General features: G+C 42.4%; 14 protein-coding genes. 10 read left to right on the plus strand and 4 right to left on the minus strand.

Annotated elements, in window-relative coordinates; all coding sequences use genetic code 11:
• Positions 1 to 23 precede the first annotated feature (23 nt).
• From urtB to urtE, 4 genes are read left to right on the plus strand one after another with little or no spacing between them, the layout of a single operon-like run.
• The gene (gene urtB, locus GTGU_RS21365; RefSeq protein WP_038162123.1) at positions 24 to 1598 is read left to right on the plus strand and encodes an urea ABC transporter permease subunit UrtB; all 1575 of its coding nucleotides are present in this window, start codon (positions 24 to 26) and stop codon (positions 1596 to 1598) included.
• Positions 1598 to 2674 carry an urea ABC transporter permease subunit UrtC gene (gene urtC / locus GTGU_RS21370; protein WP_038162126.1) on the plus strand — a complete coding sequence of 359 codons (1077 nt, stop codon included), beginning with the start codon at positions 1598 to 1600 and terminating at the stop codon, positions 2672 to 2674. Before urtB ends, urtC begins: the two co-directional genes overlap by 1 nt.
• The gene (urtD, locus tag GTGU_RS21375) at positions 2667 to 3458 is read left to right on the plus strand and encodes an urea ABC transporter ATP-binding protein UrtD (protein WP_038162128.1); all 792 of its coding nucleotides are present in this window, start codon (positions 2667 to 2669) and stop codon (positions 3456 to 3458) included. The genes urtC and urtD overlap by 8 nt, the downstream gene beginning before the upstream one ends.
• Positions 3459 to 3460: 2 nt before the next feature.
• Positions 3461 to 4159 carry an urea ABC transporter ATP-binding subunit UrtE gene (urtE, locus tag GTGU_RS21380; RefSeq protein WP_038162131.1) on the plus strand — a complete coding sequence of 233 codons (699 nt, stop codon included), beginning with the start codon at positions 3461 to 3463 and terminating at the stop codon, positions 4157 to 4159.
• A 982-nt stretch (positions 4160 to 5141) separates the two neighbouring features.
• Here urtE and GTGU_RS21385 read toward each other — a convergent pair.
• Positions 5142 to 5759, minus strand: a complete 618-nt coding sequence (locus GTGU_RS21385; RefSeq protein ID WP_038162134.1) for a hypothetical protein — start codon at positions 5757 to 5759, stop codon at positions 5142 to 5144.
• 2456 nt (positions 5760 to 8215) lie between these two features.
• Between GTGU_RS21385 and GTGU_RS25115 the strand changes: the two genes are divergently transcribed.
• From GTGU_RS25115 to GTGU_RS25125, 3 genes are all read left to right on the plus strand, one after another.
• Positions 8216 to 8851, plus strand: a complete 636-nt coding sequence (locus tag GTGU_RS25115) for a DUF2913 family protein (RefSeq protein WP_038162137.1) — start codon at positions 8216 to 8218, stop codon at positions 8849 to 8851.
• Positions 8852 to 9339: 488 nt separating this feature from the next.
• Positions 9340 to 9549, plus strand: coding sequence for a CPCC family cysteine-rich protein (locus GTGU_RS25120; RefSeq protein ID WP_425427529.1), 210 nt, complete (start codon positions 9340 to 9342; stop codon positions 9547 to 9549).
• 164 nt (positions 9550 to 9713) lie between these two features.
• The gene (locus GTGU_RS25125) at positions 9714 to 10334 is read left to right on the plus strand and encodes a phosphate propanoyltransferase (protein ID WP_072012040.1); all 621 of its coding nucleotides are present in this window, start codon (positions 9714 to 9716) and stop codon (positions 10332 to 10334) included.
• A 232-nt stretch (positions 10335 to 10566) separates the two neighbouring features.
• Here the strand turns inward: GTGU_RS25125 and GTGU_RS25130 are convergent, their stop codons facing one another.
• A complete protein-coding gene (locus GTGU_RS25130; RefSeq protein WP_169741194.1) occupies positions 10567 to 11085 on the minus strand; it encodes a CaiF/GrlA family transcriptional regulator in 519 nt (172 codons plus the stop codon).
• A gap of 1511 nt (positions 11086 to 12596) precedes the next feature.
• Here GTGU_RS25130 and GTGU_RS21405 point away from each other — a divergent pair.
• Together GTGU_RS21405 and dosP are read left to right on the plus strand one after the other, a co-directional pair.
• Positions 12597 to 14000, plus strand: a complete 1404-nt coding sequence (locus GTGU_RS21405) for a diguanylate cyclase (protein WP_038162229.1) — start codon at positions 12597 to 12599, stop codon at positions 13998 to 14000.
• A 35-nt stretch (positions 14001 to 14035) separates the two neighbouring features.
• Entirely contained in the window at positions 14036 to 16465 is a 2430-nt protein-coding gene (gene dosP, locus GTGU_RS21410) for an oxygen-sensing cyclic-di-GMP phosphodiesterase DosP (RefSeq protein ID WP_051857411.1), read from the plus strand.
• Between the two features lie 181 nt (positions 16466 to 16646).
• On the opposite strand, the gene GTGU_RS21415 is transcribed toward dosP, so the two are convergent.
• Complete coding sequence (locus tag GTGU_RS21415; protein ID WP_038162147.1) at positions 16647 to 17129, minus strand: hypothetical protein; 483 nt, start codon at positions 17127 to 17129, stop codon at positions 16647 to 16649.
• Positions 17116 to 17886, minus strand: coding sequence for a winged helix-turn-helix domain-containing protein (locus GTGU_RS21420; RefSeq protein WP_038162150.1), 771 nt, complete (start codon positions 17884 to 17886; stop codon positions 17116 to 17118). The genes GTGU_RS21415 and GTGU_RS21420 overlap by 14 nt, the downstream gene beginning before the upstream one ends.
• Before the next feature lie 1028 nt (positions 17887 to 18914).
• Here GTGU_RS21420 and GTGU_RS25510 point away from each other — a divergent pair.
• The coding region (locus GTGU_RS25510; protein WP_156964225.1) for an ESPR domain-containing protein at positions 18915 to 20825 on the plus strand (1911 nt) is incomplete at its 3' end.

The following is a 20825-nucleotide window of genomic DNA, read 5'->3' on the forward strand; positions in this document are numbered from 1 at the left end:
ATCCATCAAAAGACACTGACACAATGAAAATATTCCCGGTTTTGGGTTTTCTCTTTTTCGGCTGCCTGTTGATGAACGCCTCCGCGATGGCAGGGCCTGCCGCTGATTATGGTAAGGCCAGCAGCGCGCAACAGGTGCAATTGCTTCGACAATGGTCCGCCGCGCCGGAAGCATCGCGTTTGCCGCTATTGCAGGCGTTGAATGACGAAACGGTGGTCACTGATGTGAACGGCCATCTTTTCAACGAGCAGAATGGCAAACAGGTGGCGCTGGAAGGTGATGCTGTCCCCGCTGGCGCGACGAAAAAAGTGTTTATGAATAACCGTATTCGCGGTTTTGTTGCCAGCGCGCTGGCAACGCACCAGTTGCTGAGCCCGGATGACAGTGTGCGGCTGCGTGCGGCGATAGCCCTGCAAAACAGCGCTCAGGCCGACCAACTGCCGTTTCTCAGCGCGCGCCTTGCGGCAGAGAATAACGACCGTGTCCATACCGCGCTCTCTATTGTAGTGGCGAACTTACAACTTTCCGACAGCCGAGCTGAGCGGCGTTTGCAGGCGGTCAAACTGCTTGGCGAAGCCGCCGACCCGCAAGTGCAGGCCAGCCTGATGCGGCTGACACAGTCGCAAAATGAGCCAGATTCCGCTATGCGGGAAGCTGCCATGGAGAGCCTTAAGCAGGTACAGCAACGTCTGAAATGGGGCGACTGGCTGGGGCAGGCGTTCAGTGGGATTTCGCTCGGATCTATCCTTCTGCTGGCTGCACTGGGGTTGTCGATCACTTACGGGCTGCTCGGCGTGATTAATATGGCACACGGCGAAATGTTGATGCTCGGTGCGTACTCCACCTGGCTGGTACAGGACCTGTTTCAGCGACTCGCTCCAGACTGGCTGGCTATCTACCCGCTGGTGGCGCTGCCGGTGGCGTTCTTTATTACTGCCACTATCGGCATGTTGCTTGAACGTACCATTATTCGCCACCTCTATGGTCGCCCTCTGGAGACGTTGCTCGCGACCTGGGGGATCAGCCTGATGCTCATCCAGATGGTACGCGTGTTGTTTGGCACGCAGAACCTTGAAGTGGCTAACCCCAAATGGCTCTCTGGCGGCTGGTCGGTTTTGCCAAACCTGGTACTGCCGTATAACCGCATCGCGGTGATTATTTTTGTCACCGGCGTGCTGGCGCTCACCTGGCTGCTACTGAATAAAACCCGGCTGGGGATGAATGTGCGAGCGGTGACACAAAATCGCCGGATGGCCGATTGTTGTGGCGTGCCGACCGGGCGCGTCGACATGCTGGCCTTTGGTTTAGGCTCCGGTATCGCCGGACTGGGCGGTGTGGCGCTCTCGCAACTGGGCAACGTTGGCCCGGAACTGGGACAGGGATACATCATCGACTCCTTCCTTGTGGTAGTCACTGGTGGCGTCGGGCAACTGGCGGGGACGGTGGTCGCGGCGCTGGTGCTTGGGATACTCAACAAAGTCCTCGAACCACAAATTGGCGCGGTGCTGGGCAAGATCGCTATCCTGGTCTTGATCGTGCTGTTTATTCAGAAACGGCCGCAAGGGCTGTTTTCTTTCAAAGGGCGGGTAATTGACTGATGAGCCAACCAGTTACATTAACTATTGTTCGCCGCGCGCCGCGCCTGGTATGCACGCTTTCTGCGTTGCTCCTTGCGATGTTGCTGATCCTGCCTTTTCTCGCGTTGTTGCCTGCGAGCAACCCGCTGGCGATTTCCACATACACGCTGACGTTGATCGGCAAAATTCTCTGCTACGCCATTGTAGCGGTAGCGCTGGATCTGGTATGGGGGTACGCGGGGTTGCTGTCACTTGGGCACGGGCTGTTTTTTGCCCTCGGTGGTTATGCGATGGGCATGTACCTGATGCGTCAGGCATCCGGTGACAGTCTGCCGGCGTTTATGTCGTTTCTTTCGTGGACGGAGCTGCCATGGTTCTGGACCGGAACGCAGTATTTCGCCTGGGCGCTGTGTCTGGTGATCTTCGTGCCGGGTCTGCTGGCTCTGGTGTTTGGTTACTTTGCTTTTCGCTCGCGTATTAAAGATGTCTACTTCTCGATTATGACCCAGGCGCTGACCTATGCCAGTATGCTGTTGTTTTTCCGTAACGAAACGGGCTTTGGCGGCAATAACGGTTTTACCGGCTTTACTACGCTACTGGGATTTCCGGTGTCGGCTACCGGGACACGCATTGCGCTGTTTGTGGCGACAGTACTATTGCTGGCTGGTTCACTGGCTATCGGCATAATGCTTACGCGCAGCAAGTTTGGCCGGGTGCTCACTGCGGTGCGCGATGCTGAAAACAGACTGATGTTCTGCGGTTACGATCCAAAGGGCTACAAGCTTTTTATCTGGACGTTATCTGCCGTGCTGTGTGGACTGGCAGGCGCGCTGTATGTACCTCAGGTGGGAATTATCAACCCCAGCGAAATGTCGCCGACTAACTCAATTGAAGCAGCAATCTGGGTAGCGCTCGGCGGGCGTGGTTCACTGATTGGGCCGATCCTGGGTGCAGGTATCGTCAACGGTGCCAAGAGTTGGTTTACCGTGGCTTTCCCGGATATGTGGCTATTTTTCCTCGGGCTCATGTTTATCCTCGTGACGCTTTTTCTGCCGCGCGGCGTGGCTGGCCTGATCAAACGGAGGAAACATGACTGATTCATTGTTTACCCAGCCGCAACTTCAGGATCGCTACCGCAAAACAACTGATCCGGTGCTGCAACTGGAAAAAATCAACGTCACTTTCGATTCGTTCTGTGCGCTGACCGATCTCTCGCTATCGATTGGTGTCGGCGAATTACGTTGTGTTATCGGGCCAAATGGCGCTGGAAAAACCACACTGATGGATATTATCACCGGTAAAACGCGACCAGACAGCGGGAAGTTAACCTACGACCAGAACATTGACCTGACTGGGATGTCCCCCGTGGAAATTAGTCGCGCAGGCATTGGGCGTAAATTCCAGAAACCTACCGTATTTGAAGCCCTGAGCGTGATGGAAAACCTCGAAATTGCACAAAAAATGGATAAGTCGGTGTGGACCAGCCTGCGGGCGAAGCTTAACGGGGAGCAACGGGATCGGATTGATGAGGTATTGCAACAACTGCGTTTAACGGAATACCGACATCACCCATCCGGGTTACTCTCCCATGGCCAAAAGCAGTTTCTGGAAATCGGCATATTACTGGTTCAGGAACCGCATTTACTGCTGCTGGATGAACCCGCCGCCGGGCTGACAGATGCCGAAACCGAGTATATTGCCGAACTGTTTCGTGCACTGGCAGGGAAACACTCGCTGATGGTCGTGGAACATGACATGGGGTTTGTGGAGTCTATCGCCGACTATGTGACCGTGCTGCATCAGGGGCAGGTACTGGCTGAAGGCTCGTTACGTCAGGTGCAGGCGAACGAGCAGGTTATTAATGTGTATCTGGGGCGCTAAACATGTTGCAGGTTAAAGAGTTAAACCAGTATTACGGTGGCAGTCATATTTTGCGTGGTCTGTCGTTTGAAACCCCTCCGGGTGAAATTACCTGCCTGCTGGGGCGTAACGGTGTGGGGAAAACCACGCTGCTTAGATGCCTGATGGGGATTATTCCGGCAAAATCCGGCACCATTCACTGGCATGGCTGGCCGATTAATCACCTTAAACCACACCAGCGGGTGCAACAGGGAATTGCCTATGTACCGCAGGGGCGGGAGATTTTTCCTCGTCTGACAGTTGAAGAGAACTTGTTAATGGGATTGTCGCGTTTTCCTGGTCGTCAGGCAAAAAGCGTGCCCGGGGAGATTTATGAATTGTTTCCTGTTTTGCGTGAGATGAAACAGCGGCGGGGCGGGGATCTCTCCGGCGGACAACAGCAGCAACTCGCCATTGGTCGGGCGCTGGCCTGCCGCCCGCAGTTGCTGATTCTGGATGAACCCACGGAGGGGATTCAGCCCTCGGTTATCAAAGAGATCGGCTCGGTGATCCGTAACCTTGCCAGTCGTGGAGATATGACGATTTTGCTTGTAGAACAGTTTTATGATTTTGCTGCTGAACTGGCAGATCAGTATCTGGTCATGTCGCGGGGTACGATCATCCAGCATGGCCCTGGTAAGAAGATGGAGGCTCAGGGCGTCAGGCAACTTGTGGCAATATAATTATATATCTGCTCAGATGATACCCCCGGTACTCACTGGCAGTACAGAGCATTGCTGAGTGGTTCAGAAACACGCTAATGTTGTTATAAGACTGTGATGAAGTGTTGTGTAACAGATGGGGGCTGATATGCATATTAACTACGCCAGTTATTTATTTGCCAGTACAGGTGTCAGGGGGCAGCACGGACTGAGTTATTATTGCTTCATAAATTGTATTCGACTAACTCCGGGGCTTACAGGTTGGGCTAAATTATCATAGTGAACAGTAAAATGAATGAGCTTCTCCTGACGCGTTAACGGCAGTGAAGAACCTTTAGGAAGCCTTCAATCACTATAAAGAATGGTATCCTCATTGTGCATTGGGATATCTTTCGCCGCAGGAATAACTGCGGCGCCGGACTAGTAATGAGTTAAGTGATAATAAGTGTATGAAAATATAGGGGATAAACCAGAAAACTCATGCGTATACCGCCAGGCAGGAAGAGCATAACTTGTTCATTGACAACCGGGGGTATCGTCATGTGAGCTGACTTCTTTGCAATATGTATGGGGATCAACCCGGAACGAACTTTACTGACTCTGGGGTTTGTATCCAGAGGTCATTCACTGAAAGTAGAAAACTTGATGTTGTGAAGTTCACTGTACTGATGACGGGTAAACCCACTGGAACGCCAGACATGCAACATACTGATGCTTTTCTTCTAAAATGTATAGGTGTAGTTTCTGCATCCCTTTTCAACAATAAACAGCCTTCTTGAGATAAAACGATGACAGCGAACTGAAATACAATTGGAAGATGAGTTGGCCGTAACGTTACTGATGATCTGGATATTGCAGAATCCTTCGAGAGGTAAACTAGTCTATTCGGATTAAAGCACTGAAATATGATAATACACATGCGGGAAATGATACAGGCATTCCTGGTGTACTTACAATACAATCACTCTCTGTTGTTTTAAGAGAATACATCAGTCGGAGTACGCTACAGAATATGAGAAATTATATTACGGATACTGTGCCCAAGTTTTTTCTCAAGACGAAATTTATGGACATAAACTTTCTTCTCATCGAGATTATCAATAACGATAGCCTGCTGGATATCTGTTCCTGATAAAAACCTGTTGAGAAGAGTAATTTCTTCAAAGTTTAATGTCCGACCACGTTTTTTATTTACAAGTCGCCCCATAAATAACTGCTTAATTTTTTTATCCCTAATTAATTCATCATCGTCAGCATAGATTACTCCATGAATGTTGTCACTTTTTTCAAGCCAGTAGTTTGCCAACGGAATCAGACTATTATCTGTGATAATGACAATGCGCATTCCAGTTTTTGTCAGATAATCAATCCATTCCTGATCGACAAAATAACGTAGATTTGGAAGCGAAAAGTCGACAAAAACAAAAGGTGATAATAAATGATTTTTATTCTTTAGTAATAACGAATAAATAATACCTGACTTCAGGAAGTTATTGCCATCAGGCCAGATTGAAAAGACTTCGTAGCTACAGTAACTTGACCTTACTGTTTTATCAGGATATAACTGACAAGATACTTCACAACTGATACAACGAATCGGACGACTGTAATTTTTCATCATTAGGAAAACCTGCATTATATACGGCCATTGTTACTAAAACGTTACAACCTTCTACGTTCCCATCATTTCTTACCTGACTAATTATTTTGTGTCTTATTGATGGAGATAGTTAGCTAATTATATGCAACAATAATACGATATGAATTTTAAAGAGGATTAATCCTAATGTGTTATGTATATTTTCTATAGAATTTATGAAGGATTCCGAACTCCATCTTAACTGGTAATTTAGTCGCCGGGTGAATATGTAAAGCTCAGTTAAAAATGTTAGATATTGACAAATTGATAGACCAGGCCACTTTTACTGAAGCGTAAAGCATGATACATGATTGGACTGTAAATCCAGGGAACAGGCCATCCGATAAACCTGGGGTGGTTTTCCGGTCTGTTCCCTGACCTCTACTCCGATTATGAGCATCAATTGCTGCTGCAATCTGAAGTTAACCCTGTGTCTCCGGCAAAAGACGTTTAAGGACATTAATAGAGCCCTGAAGTTGGCTGTTTATTCGGGTATTTTACCTGGTTCATTACCATGGCAGATTAACTGCATCGTCAGTGAGCTAAACTGGCTTTTGGATTGCTACTGGTCGATGACTCTGTCAGCATTGCCAGTTAGGTCGTAGTGAGAAACATTTTGCCATTAAGCTTCCGGTGCTGCTTTTGCCTGGAGTTCCACCTGTCGTTGATAACACCATCTTCCGGATAAAATGCCGCACCAGAGAGTGTAGTGGTCGGCCAGCAGATACAGGATGCTTCCATCGGACAACGGGTATCGTTAGATGTCTAGTGTAGCTTACCTCAACTGTTAAGAAGGTTTTAAGTGGCACTTTAAAGTCAGAGGCATTCTTGTCAGTTTCTTATTGCTCCGGAACACCTTCAGGAACATGGTGCAGAGCCCTTGACTGACACTGCCGGGCAGTCTTTTGCGTCTGAATAATTAGCATCGACACAGGTCAGGTCATCCAGTATACCAGCCATATACTGCCAGCTGTAGTTATTGCGTTTTACCATATAGATCACCCGAGAATGGCGAACAGCACGAGAAACTATTTCAGGCTGGTAATGCGTCATAAAAACGTCGTGACATGAGTAGAATAACTGCCGCAGAGTAGTCAGGACAGACAGAAAAAGAACTATGTCTTAGTGTACCGCTGAGCCTGAAATCATGTTTGTTTAACAGAACCTCATTCCAAATTCATAACCTTAAAATGGAAAAAATCTTAAAAAATAATGCATAACAGCACGAATTGCTAACCATAAAATAAGTAAGGTTATTGACTTCATGTATTGCCACGCCATAAATTAAATTCGTGGTGAATCCCCCTGAGCGGAGGGGCGTAAACAGCACCCATCATGGAATGATGGTCGCAGAGTTGCCAAGAGGCGCGAGTCATGGTGGCTGGCCAAAGGCTCACCGGGAGGCACCCGGCACCACATACCCAGAGATAGATCGTTATATTTGCATACTGTTTTATTTATTTTTCTTTCCCTTACACAGGCTGCCACTGATGGCGGCCTTTTTTTTCGCGTAACAGTATTATCTGTAGCAACAGTACAAGAGTGAGCTCGTAGTGTTCTATTATTGGCTGTGATATCAATTATGTAGCGTATGTCCGTGCCGGCATCTTCTCTCATAAAGTTTGTGTTTAATAGACAGCTCGTCGCAGATAAGAAACTACGAGTGTACTATTAAAGATTTAGAGAAACCAAAAGGATGCATATGTTTTCTGAAAATTCTGATATGTGCCGTTGTGTCGATTTTTACCTGTTTGTATAGGTGATTTATATATACATGCTAAAAGAATCCAAGAATCCTCTTAATTTGCAATGGCTGGCTGGCAGTCGTGTATAAGTTGTTTCTCCAAAAAAAAAGAGAATTATCTTAAATGTTGGTTTGGGGGTTGGCTGTCTGCATTATATGTTTTATCATTTAATTCCTGAAGAGGCTCTATCTGCCATGAGGGGATAATAATCCTACATACTGATAATCGTAGTGAGTTGTGGTTAGCCTGATTACATATCCGGATCCATATTGCAGTGGAGTAGTTCTGAAATTTAGTGTTCTTATTGCAGTCATTTCCTGATTTGCCCGTCAACTATGATGGGCTTTTTTATAAGTGGCTCTCTTAATACTATTTTGGCTGTATAGGAGCCTGGTTAAAAAATAATAAGAGTCGTATTTTTGAAATTGCACTGTGATATATACCTATGCAAGGGTGTTGTGGATGTATATTTCATTCATGTGTGGTAAGTATTTTTGCTGGTTTAACGGGGAAATATCTTGCTTTATTGTGATGCACATGATGAGTTTTGATGATGTAATGCTTCTGGCGAATATTTCTGTAATAACGAAACTGTGAACTATACTTTCATTATTGACTTTATTCATGTAATATCGATTCGAACAGAGATAGTAATTTTTGTTATCATCTTTAAAATTGTTATGCAAGTACCCGATGAAAAAAAACAGCCCTCAATTACATCCGGAAAAAACCATTGCTGACCTGGCAAATCTGGCTTGGTGTGCGCAGATCAGCCTGCGACTTGCTCAACAAGACGGTCAGGCGCTTACTCCGCTGGCAATCCATATTTTTCTCATGAGATGGCTTACAGTAGCGCAGAAACAACGTCGTTTTCCACGTTCTGTTGCGCAGGACATTGAGGGGTTACTGCTTCTTGGGCGTAAGCGAGGGTACAGTGCGTGCCTGTATGATCGTTTGGTCTATCTCTGGAAGTCCTGCTCTGAAGCTGTCAATCAGCAGTCTGACTTATTCAGGCTGACGTATGCAATTGAATATCTGAAATCTCAGGGCTGGCAAAACGTTGTTATGGCTGATAATGAGTGGGTACCATATTCATTTCAAGCAGAGTTTTCAGGTATGCTGGTACTTCTGGTGAAAAAATCTGAATTAGTGCAACACTTTTCAGTAGAAGGGTGGTTGCAAAGGCCAATTGATTTTTGGGTTATGGGGCATATCGCCATAGTAAGCGAGACGCTGGAAAAATATGCTCTTTCATATACCATTAAAGAACAATCTCATGGATGGTGTACTATCACACTGAGGCCAAAGGTGGCGTTTGAAATACAATAAGACGTTGCAGACTACTCGATCTGATTAACTTCTGTATAATCAAATAGTAAAAGAATATTGCTGTTTTTTTGCTTTGCTTTTTTGGGGGGGGGTGTTTTAAAATAAACTATTTGATGCCATAAGAATTGGCAAGCAGTTGCCAGGAATGCTCAACTAACTGGATAACGTATCTTTATTTCATGTTATTATAAAAATGTTTATAATTAATATGATTTTTAATGACTCAATCTTGAACGATCATGTAAAACATCTGATACGGAAAGCATACGGTTTTCTCAAGGTTATTGTGGAAAATATTTTGTTAAAAATATGTTGCATGTATTGAATTATATGGCAGCAAAGCATGCAGGATTCAGTTTTAGTTGCATGAGTCTGGAAGAACGGCTCTGTAAATAATTTAGTGTTAGTTTATTATATATCGCATGGTTGCCTGTTTTAATAGATTGTGCAGAGCAGTGTTTAACTCAGCCAAAACATAGAGTACAGAGATGATGATAGAAAAACGTTATTTGTGTCCCTGTTGTGGTGAACGAACTTTAGATAAAAAAGGGCATTATCAGATATGCTGTGTATGCAAGTGGCAGGATGATCCAGTTCAGTCTTCAGACCCTGATTATTCAGAAGGGGCAAACTCAATGAGTCTGAACGAGGCAAAAGAAATATTTAAAGCATCTGGTAAAGATAAGAATAATATGTAATGACATGCTGGCCAGTGGCAAGGACAGAATCCCGTGTCAGAAGTATGTGAAAAAAGTTAGCATAATTACCTGAAAAGATTCTGCTTGTTGCTTTTCGTTTTATGTTGTACGGCAGTCAGGAGAAAAACAAGGATATAAGTGAGTATTGGCGAAAGGAATAAACGATGGAAACTAACTTGCTGCATGATCAAAACCTCACTTGCCGGGATAATTTTGTTCCGTTGATACCAGTTGGTGTGTCTAACCGGCATGTACATTTGTCACAGCATGATGTAGAGGAGTTGTTTGGAAAAAATCATGTCCTGAGGCCATTCAGGTCTCTGAACCAGCATGGTCAGTTTGCTGCACATGAATGTGTCAATGTCGCCGGACCAAAAGGCTTTCTGACTAATGTTCGTGTCTTAGGACCCTGTCGTGATGTCTCACAACTGGAGGTTTCACGTGCAGATTGTTTATCTATCGGCATAAGTGCCCCGGTTAGAGAATCAGGTTGTCTGGATAATTCGGCTAGTGCGTTATTGATTGGACCAGCGGGACATGTGATGCTTAATTCACAGGTAATTTGCGCCTGGAGACATATACACATGTCACCAAAGGATGCCATCTTGCTGAATGTTTCTGATGGACAAAGAGTGAAGGTATGCAGTGGCGGTGATCGTCAACTGACTTTTAATGAGGTTATTGTACGAGTTCATGAAGATTTTCAACTTGAATTACACATTGACACAGAAGAAGCAAATGCTGCAGGTCTGAAAAATGGGTCACTAGTGACACTTGCTTATTAGAAGTTACTTTCATAACAGATAAATGAGGATGTCATAATAATATAGAAACCAGTCTGAAGTTAATGTATACAAAGTAAACTACGTAAGTATAACTACCAGGAGAATATAGTAAGTATACTTGGATATATACTCATTCCATATTTACCTGTATTAAATTGATGTGGTGTTGAAAGTTAATTTATTTATGTGACAGCTTTACGTATAAAGTAATTTTACACAGAATTGAGATGATTTATTTATCTCCTGGGCTTTGTAAAGCTTCAGGAACAGTTTCTCCAGTCCGGCGCTGAGCAATCCAGCGACGGAGATCCTGTAATTCTTCATCCTCAGCGTTAGCCAGAGGTGTTAACTGATTGTTTGTCTCGCGATTATGAGGGGGGGAAATAGAATGTATTCGCGCAAGTTTTCCATTAATACTAATTACCCGAAATGCCCTGCACATACATTTACCTCCACGTGGTGACGGAACAAGGTAGCACTCTGCCTCGACGACTCTGGAACCTTGTTCTGTCAGGTATTCCAGTAAGTCACTTGCTCTTCGCAGGGTTATATCAAAGGCGAGACGGACATCTCTGACTGTAACCGGAACACCTCTTAGCAGAGCCCAGTGAGCAATAAGCATGTACAATGGAAGCCCGGCATAAGATTCTTCATTGAGTTCAGGTGGAGTACGGAAAGGTTGTGGTTTTCTGGGAGATGCTGATCGTTTTCTATCCATCAAATAAAAACCCTTTTCTGCTAATTTGCTCAATATTATCGCGTTACTGTATGTATGGATGGATATTAATATACAATAACATCCGTACTCCATACGTGTCTGTTGATATTTATATATGTATAAAACTTAATCATAATAAGTTGTCGTGTTATTGCATATATTTGACTCTGTTGAGGTATAAAATATTATTACTGAATAACATCAATTTATACATTTTTCACTTAGCATAAATCAGATATATACATAATCAGCAACATCAAAACGAAGCGATTGATTTATATGATTACGCAGAGTCAGTTGCTATTCTGTCAAGTATAATGTCGCTCATTTTATATAATATAAATCTATTTCTCTTCATGCGAAGCTTATTAATTATATTATATCGCATTCGTCCAATATAAATGTCATTATAATAAAAGTATGGCAATGTCAATCTTTTTTTATTTATGCGCTCGGCAGTAAGTGCTGCAATTGCGTTGAGATAAGAAATTTCTGATTTAGAGAATTTTACTTTATGTGTTTTATATTGGTTGTTTATCCAGTTTGTTTGCGGGTGGATTATGTTTTTTTTATATAAAGACTGTATTTTCAGGAACTTTAGATAGCAATTACATGTGATGAGAAATGTAATAAACTCATAATAATCATAAAGTTGAGTTGAAAGATAGAAGTGAATACGATGGCTTTTACCTGTGGCATGAGGTTCAATATTATTAATTTCCTTAATGACATAATGCAGGTCATTCCAGGTGAACGCGATGGCGATAATACTCTCTTCAAAAACACTGACCGGCAACTTACTATTTATAAATAAGTTGTAAATTCCGATTTCAGTGTAGTTGCAAAGTGATATTATCTTCATGGTTAACTCTCAGTTCATGATTTTGACTTTAGTCAGGATACATGGTTAATTTTGAGCTAATATGCCGATTCAGTAAATGAGAATACTGAATCAGGGCAGTGAGAATAATCCATATGTCGAGAAAGTGCATGGATTATATTTATGGTGTATTGTATTGACCAACTTGCAGAAATACTTCATCTTTTTTTCAATATATCTCATGACGATACCCAATGGGATGGTTAAATAATATCGGGAATTGTTAATGTGAAACATTATAGTGTTGTTTTTTTCAACAAGCCTGAATGAGGCCTTATCATGTTGATATATATGCTATCAGAATGGTTACTATCAGAGTGTATTATTTAATCGCGTGGGTTATTCTCAATGTATGCTGGAGTAATCCTGGTGGTTCTCGCTGTACTGAGTGAATAACTTAAGTAAGAATACTAATACTCTTGTGCCACTTATGAGGATAGGGGAGAAAGCATCAGAAGATTATATTATGAACATAGGTATTGCTACTATGACAGTTATACTGTGTATATGTTTTAATGAAGGTGATTGGCGTTGAATATTTAATAGATCATGACCATAATTTAGAACTGAAAGTGATAAATACAAAAAGAAAAGTTGGGTGTTATGTCTGGCAAAGTGGTTTGCCATATCTTATAAAATTTATGTTGTTGTGAGGGTTATCAGCATGCAGACATTCCTTGAAAAAATGAAGCATGAATGGACAGTACTGATTTCACGTACTGAAAAAAGAGTACTTACACTTTCTCAAAAGTTGGCTACAAAAAATGCTTCAGCCATAAGCAAACGATTTTATGATACAGTCCTGACAGACCCCCAGGCTGAAGAGTTCCTGACTAATGAACAAGTCGAACGACACCTGAAAAAAGCACTGGCAAAGTGGGTGACAGAAGTGCTCTCAGGTACCACTGAGAATGTAGACCAGCTTATCGCAATGCAACAGCATGTCGGGCAAATGCATGCGAGGATAGGAATTCCTGTACAAGTTGTTGAGATGGGTGCGAGGGTGCTCAAAAAATTTCTTTTCCCGCTGATTAATGACATGGAATGTTCAGCAGAAGAAAAATTTAAACTTCATGGCTTTACGACAGAAAGTATCGATATCGCTATGGAGGTGATGTCTCGTACATTCTCATTCAGTGATACGCAGTCATCAAGGGAGGATGAGAATTATCGGGTTTTTTCTTTGTTAGAGAATGCTGAAGAAGAAAAAGAACGACAGATATCAAGTCTGCTGGCATGGGAAGTCGAAATTGTCTATAAAATCATGCTTGACGCTGAAGTCTGTAGTATCCAGTCATTCAGCAGGTCTGAATTTGGTCTCTGGTTTAACCATAAGGGGCGACATTACTTCAGTGGTCTGACTGGTATCAGTTCTATCTCAAAACTGATGCTGGAACTGGATGAGTTTGTTCAGAGTATCAAGAATGAGTCTAAATCACCTTCAAAAAAGCAAAAGCTTATCAACTATGTACTTCAGGTACATAACAGCCTTTCCCAGATAACAACATTATTACGTGATCTCTTTGATGATGTTTCACGACATGAGATCGGAATGGATGTGCTTACCCGGCTTCTTAACAGACGTTTTCTGCCAACAATATTTAAGCGAGAAATTGTACATGCTAACAGGGCTGGTTGTCCTCTGTCTGTACTTATCATTGATATTGATTACTTCAAAGAAATTAATGACGGGTATGGACATAACATCGGTGATGAGTTGCTCCGAAAAGTCTCACAGGCATTTTATGACAGTGTCCGTAGCAGTGATTATGTTTTCAGATATGGGGGAGATGAGTTTCTCATTGTTCTGACAGAAGTTTCAGAAACGGAAACTTTGCGACTGGCTGAACGCATACGCAGCAAAGTTGAAAAGCAGGCAGTGAATACCCCTGATGGCAGTTTATTATCTGTTTCACTTTCGATTGGCGCGGCAATGTTCAACGGGCATCCAGATTATGAAAGATTAATCCAGTCAGCGGATGAAGCACTTTATCGCGCTAAATCACTTGGACGTAACAGAGTCGAGTTATGGCGGCCGCATAGTAATACTGCTGATAAAGACAGATGAAACATACGCGCTGATGTCAGGAACCGGGGTGATGTATGAAACCAGTGAAGATAATAAAGGATGCAGGACATATTTTATTCCCTGCTCTTGAACAGACTATTATAGCTGTTGTACTTGTTGATGAAAAAAACAGAATTGTTTTTTTCAATCCAGCGGCAGAAAAGCTCTGGCAATTCTCCAGAGAAGAGGTTGTTGGTCAGGATATGAAAATCCTGTTGCCACCATCACTACAGTACAATCACAAAGTTTGGATACAGCGTCACCGTGAGGGGGCTGAATCACGCGTTGTCGGTATGAACAGGGAGTTACAGCTGGAACGCAGTGATGGCAAAAAAGTTTGGGCTGTTTTTTCCCTTTCTAAAGTGGATGTTAACGGCAGGATCTATTACATGGCTATGGCCAGGGATGTCAGTGATGAGGTGGCAGCCCGTGAACAAAACCGCCTGCTACTGCTGGCTGTTAATCATACAGTACATCCGATTATAGTGCTTGACATTCAACATCATATACTTCAGGTCAATAAAGCGTTTACCACACTTACCGGCCTTTCTGTTCCGGACATTGTCGGAAAAAAGGCAATGGCGCTGCTTCCTGTGCAAAAGAAATATAAAAATATAAGTGACCGCTTCACCAGATTACTGAAACAGAATGACTGGTTTCAGGAAGATATACCTGTCAGTTGTGCTGATGGGGCAGTTATGTGGTTTTCAGCTCAAATAGATCCGGTATCGGATGGCGACGGGAAGTTACGTAACCAGGTGTTAGCGTTGACCGATATTACAAGGGAACGTGAGATCCGCGAATATGAAAAGGACATCCTTGCAATTTTAATCAGCAGTTTATCCATGATGGAAACAGGCGATGCAATTTGTCGTCGTATTGAGTCACTTATCCATGGATGTACCGCGTTATTGTATTTTTACTCAGGTGAACAACTGCTCTTATGGGGGGAATCGTCTTCATCCGGTGGTCATAATGGACCACAAGGTATTCAGGGGAAAAAAAGGAAAACATGGACTCTTCGTTCATATAATAACCAACTGATGGGAAAGCTGGTACTGAATTTCAGTGATGACACACAAGCTGATTTATACACTGCACGGATCGCAGACATCAGTGCACACCTTTGTGTGCTCGCGCTGGAACAGGAAGAAAAGCGGCAGCAAATAGAGCGCCTGATCCAAACCGACGCACTAACAGGGTTACCAAACAGAAGTAGTTTAAATCATTATATTGACCGATTATTTGAAAGCACATCAGTCAGTCAGCTCTCGACATTTAGTTTTTGTATCGATAATTTCAGCGAAATAAATGACAGCATGGGGTACGCAGTCGCTGATCAGCTGTTGCTGTTGATGGTGATACGGCTGCAGTCAGTTCTTGAACCAGGATATTTCCTGAGCCGGACAGAAGGAATACAGTTTATCCTTGTTGTGCCTGAATGTGACATTATATTGTCTTCGAAGATTGCCCAGGATCTCGAGAAGATAGCAGAAAAACCAGTAGTACTTGGCGGAAATACTTTCAGCATCACATTCAGTATCGGAATAAGTCATTATCCGGAATGTTCACGTGATGAATTGTTATCCGGTGCAAAAATGGCCATGGAGCATGTCAGGGCTACAGGAGGAAATCGTTGGCAGTTCTTCAATCATGAAACTGACCGAATGGTCCGGGAGAGGATCCTGATGAAACGAGCGCTGAAAGAGGCGATTGAAGGAAATGAGCTGAGGCTGGAATATCAGCCTCAGATTTGTGCTGACGATAATACGGTTTATGGTTTTGAAGCTCTTGCCCGCTGGCATTCTCCTTCTTATGGTGAAGTGCCTCCTTATAAATTTATTACTATGGCCGAAGAGACAGGAGACATTAAGGCTTTGGGGGAGTGGGTTATCAGAGAGGCCTGCAGGCAGATGGCCGAATGGAAACTTAGCGGTGTCCGCATTCATTCGGTATCTGTCAATTTGTCTGCACTTAATTTCCGTTGTCCGTATTTACCTTCTGTTATTGCCGGACTTCTGAAGGAATATCATCTTCCTGGTAATATGCTGACCATTGAAATAACAGAAAGTGCCATGCTTGAGTTCGACAGCGGTATTCTTAAGCGAATTCAGGAGATACGTGACCTGGACGTGGGGCTGTCTATTGATGACTTTGGTACAGGATATTCAAGTCTTTCGCGTCTGACAGGACTGCCGGTTACAGAGCTTAAGATAGATAAAAGTTTTATCGACAGATTCCAGTATGATGAGAAAGTGGCTGTTCTGGTGAAAGCTATCACTGGTATTGGCAGAAGCATGGGGATGTCTGTAGTTGCTGAAGGAGTGGAAACAAAAGATCAACTTGAGTTACTGAAAAAAATCGGTACTTCGGAAATTGTCATACAGGGTTATTATTTTTCTCGTCCATTACCGGCAGATATGGTACCTGACTGGCTGACGCTGTATGCGGAAAATGAGTTCTGAAAACTACCTTATGCCATCTGCTGTGCCGGGGCGTGGTGACATTGAAAGTGGGAGTTCAAAGTAATCGTCTGACGAACCTTTCCGACGGGTTCTTTCTGTCATTCGCTATCAACCCTTGTTCATATCTCAATGTAAGTCTGTATTAATTACAGACTGACACTGGATGTTGGTTAACATTTGTCTACTTCTCACAAAAGAAGCGCGGGGTTCCTGCAATTAAAAAGAGATATCCTTCATTTTTTTGTCCTGATATAGTGTAAGTGATTTTGCTATTCGCTGTTGAATAAAATGCCGGGAAGGTTCTCTGGATTTCATCCTGGCTTAAACTTTCACCCTTAATCGTTCTGACTTCAGTAGCGGTTAGGATGAAATTCTCTTCATTCTTTTTATAACTGAAATGTATATTTCTATTTATAAATCCTTCACTTACATTGCTCTGAAGTTGTACCCCCTCAATATGAACAACTCCTGATAAATCATCCCGGTTAAACATAAAGCTTAAAGTAAGATGTTGTGTTATTGCTCCCTGAACATAAACCATTCTGGCGATGCAATTGACATATTTTTCTTTTTTGTTGATATTAAATAGATAGGCGGAGGCTGAAATCATAAAAGTAATAATTATTAACAGCAAGGAATATTTCTTTTTTTCATTTTTTTTCATTTTCATTTACCTCGCGGAAGAAAAATGAAACGCAACTGATATTTTTATTCTGAAATGGTTTATTGCATCCAATTATTGATATGGATGGAGTATATTTATAGGATGTCATGTATACCCACGGGAATGCATCGCAATTCAATTTTATTCCCGTATAAGTTAGTTCTCTTTCCCAGTTAATATCGGCCGTATTGCTGTTATGAAAAAAACTACATCCATTTTTTTTTCCAACGAACTCGAAACTTGCAAAGAAGTTATTTTTCGCTTTATCAGGAATATATAGAGTGAAGAAAACTAAAGTTAAAGCCAGGACACAGATTAGTGAAAATATTAATGCGCTAATTTTTGATTTTAAGACTGGCTTTCTGACCGGACTTTGAGTCGTTGGCGAAGCTGTGATCTCTGTAATTGCATCCTGTAAAGTCATTTCCTGTATATTGATGCTGGAGGGGATCTGAAACCCTTTTTTGGGGATCGTGATAATAATATTGTCATCCTGAGATAGCGTTTTTAAGCCACGGCGTATTGAAGCAATATTCTGGTACAATGTATTGGGTGGTACAAGAATGCTTTCGTCTTCCCAGACAGCTTTATAAATATCATTCTGTGGGACAATTTCCGGCGCTTTAAGCAATAAAAATAAAAAGCATCTCGACGCGGGTGCTGTAAGATTGTAGTTAACACGCTGGTCGGCGTGTAATACAAGAAGATTATCTTCAGGCCAGAACTCGATTTTGTTATTTATAAGATAACCTTTCATTATGGTGCCACCAGACAAGTATTCGGAGTATTGTGCTATGTTTTGTATTAAAAGAAGTGCATAAAATATACAATTCATTATATACCATTGTGGTACACAAGAGAAAATATTTTTGAGGTGTGTGGTTTAAACAATTGTTCTTTTGGTGGTCATGAATGGAAAATCATTAGTAATTAATTGGTTATAACTATGTGAATAGTGAAAGTAATCATTAGATATCCTTTGTTTCTTTGTGGTAATACGTCCTGCTACGGTGTGGTTATCAGCATGTTTTCCGTATTATATTTAAACCATGGGATTTTCAATCTTGTAGAGCCGTGTGTCAGTTTCATTGAAAATATCACTGTCAGACAAACCTGAACAAGTTGTATCAACAGATTCAGAGCAATGTCAGGGTATCTATAGTGTGTATGCATCTTTATATTTTCTTTTATGCGCTTAGAAATGCTATTCATTATTTTTTTGACTTTCTCTCATCATGGTAAATTAATAAAATCGTTTAAATATTCTCCGAGTTACATGCATAGGGAAAGGACTATCAGCGTGGTCTGAGTTAAAATAATTATTGACATAGTAAATGTGATTAAAAAAACAATTCGCTATACATCTTAAATATAAGTTATTTGATGGATGCTTTATATTTTAAAATGCATAGATATTCATAAAACCATCCTGGAGATTCACATTTGCAATATTGTCCGCTCCATTAATCAAAGTGATATGGATGGTCTTTATTTGTTCGTGCATTGGTTTGTTTTTAGTCATAAACAATCAGAGGCTAATCTCTATTAGATTAGGAATAATATTTAATGCATTAGGATTAGTCAGCTTTAGACGTGAGACTGTATCGTCTGGATATTTAAAAATAATAAGCAGCGATGTATTAAAGAGACACTAAGTCACTAGTCAGAGCTGGAACAAGTGGCATGTGTCAGGTCACTAACACCAGGCATTAAGCCTTTCTTAATTTCACTCTTACTGATTATTAACAATTATCTACACCAGGATATGCTGTAAGTGAGATTAATATGAACAAGACATACAGAGTCATCTGGAACGAATCGTCTCAGGCATGGGTCGCCGTTCCTGAGTTTGCAAAAGCGCGTGGTAAACGTGGGCGGACAGCTGTCGCTGCAGCAGTTGTACTGGGACTGACCGGATTTGCATCATCAGCTGTAACAGCTTCAACTACACCGTGTGGCACGAATGATTGTAGTAACGTGATTTATACCCCAGAAACAGCCAACAATGGTGGTATGGTTTTTTCCATTGATGATACAGATAATTATAATCTTAATACAGCAGTACTGTTTAGAAATGCAGTTGGCTATTCCTTTCAAGATATGAATATAAGGCAATTGTATAATGCAGGTTATGCGACAGGGTCAATAGACCCAAGCTCGGTTTACTATATAAATCTGGGAGGGGCTACTACTGGTATTACTGTAACTGATCCAAATACAAATGTGTCCTCTGCTATTAAAACATATAATAGTTCGTCATTTTCTCTTGCACTTGATAATAATGGGCATCGTATTTATATGCCTACTCCGGCTGGTGGCGGACAATTTTATGACTCCGGGATCGCCGCTATATCTGGTGGCGGGACATTTAATATGAATGCAACTGGCGTTATTGGTAGTTCCACGGCGAAGAATACTATATTTGTCAATATAACAAATGGGACGGCTAACTGGAATTCGTCAAATACTGTCACATTTGCAAATATGGCCCCATCTAGTGAAGTATTACAACCATATGTGATCAACTTAAACAATACGGTTTTCTCAGGTTCATTTTCTGTTCGGCTTTCTGATGGCAGTTCTGTAAATCAGACTGTTAATAATATGGCAGACCTGCAGGCTTATAACTCATGGTTACAACAACAACTGGCTGCCGGTAAGCTTGGAGCGGGAAATACTGCTCAAAACAATTATAATAATGCACTGTCTCTTGCATATTCAAATCAGATTTTAGCGTATCAGGTAACTCCTCCAACGATAGCCTCTGACGATAGTTTATTAGCTCCTTTAGGAAATCAGATCGTTATATATGCTAATGGTACTAATGCTCTTGGTCATGTGTCTTCTTCTGGGGCGCTGAGTGCAGATAATTTATCAGGAGCATTGATGCTTAGAGCCTCTAATGGCGGTACTATTATCAATGATGGCGCGATAACTGTGAAGTTTGGTAATACAGGTGCGATGGCGGCGGATTCAGGTGGACATATTATTAATAATGGTTTGGAGGTAAAGAGCGCAACGAACACATCACGTGACAGCTATACTGGTAATGGAACGACACTTAATAATTATGGCACAGTAAATCTTGATGGAGTCGGTAATTATAACACTTCACCAACCTGGCTACAGGTAAATAACGGCGCTACTGCAACAAACAACGGTGCAGTCAACTGGGGGGGGACAATTGACGCGTCAAATGCTACAGCAAATACTGCCCCATCAGTAGTTTATATATCTAGTGGTGGAACGTTCATCAATGCGGGGGCTGCAGGTAGTAGTAATGGTTACGCTGGCGTTATTTACCTTGGGCGTGCAGCATCAAAGGATATAACTTCAGACCCTCTCTTACGAGGTGGTAGTGATGTTAATCACGCTTTTAGTGAAAGTGCAATCAAAGCAGATAGTGACAGTACCGTTGTTAACGATGGTAATATCATTATTGGCTCTGGCATGCAACAAAGCTATGGTATCTTCGCCACCGGTACTAATGTGAATGTCACTGTGGGTAAAGATGGTGTGATTACCGACAATGGTAATTACCCTGTTGCCGCAGGTAACGCACCATTGCGTAATGCTGCCATCTACAGTAATGCCACTTCAGGTATCGTGAATAACGGCGGTACCATCAACCTTAACGGTGCAAACGGAACAGGTCTGTATACCTTCGGCGGCGGAATTGCTTCATCCTCGGGTACT

Origin of the sequence: Trabulsiella guamensis ATCC 49490, from assembly GCF_000734965.1 — a bacterium.
Classification (GTDB): Bacteria; Pseudomonadota; Gammaproteobacteria; order Enterobacterales; family Enterobacteriaceae; genus Trabulsiella; species Trabulsiella guamensis.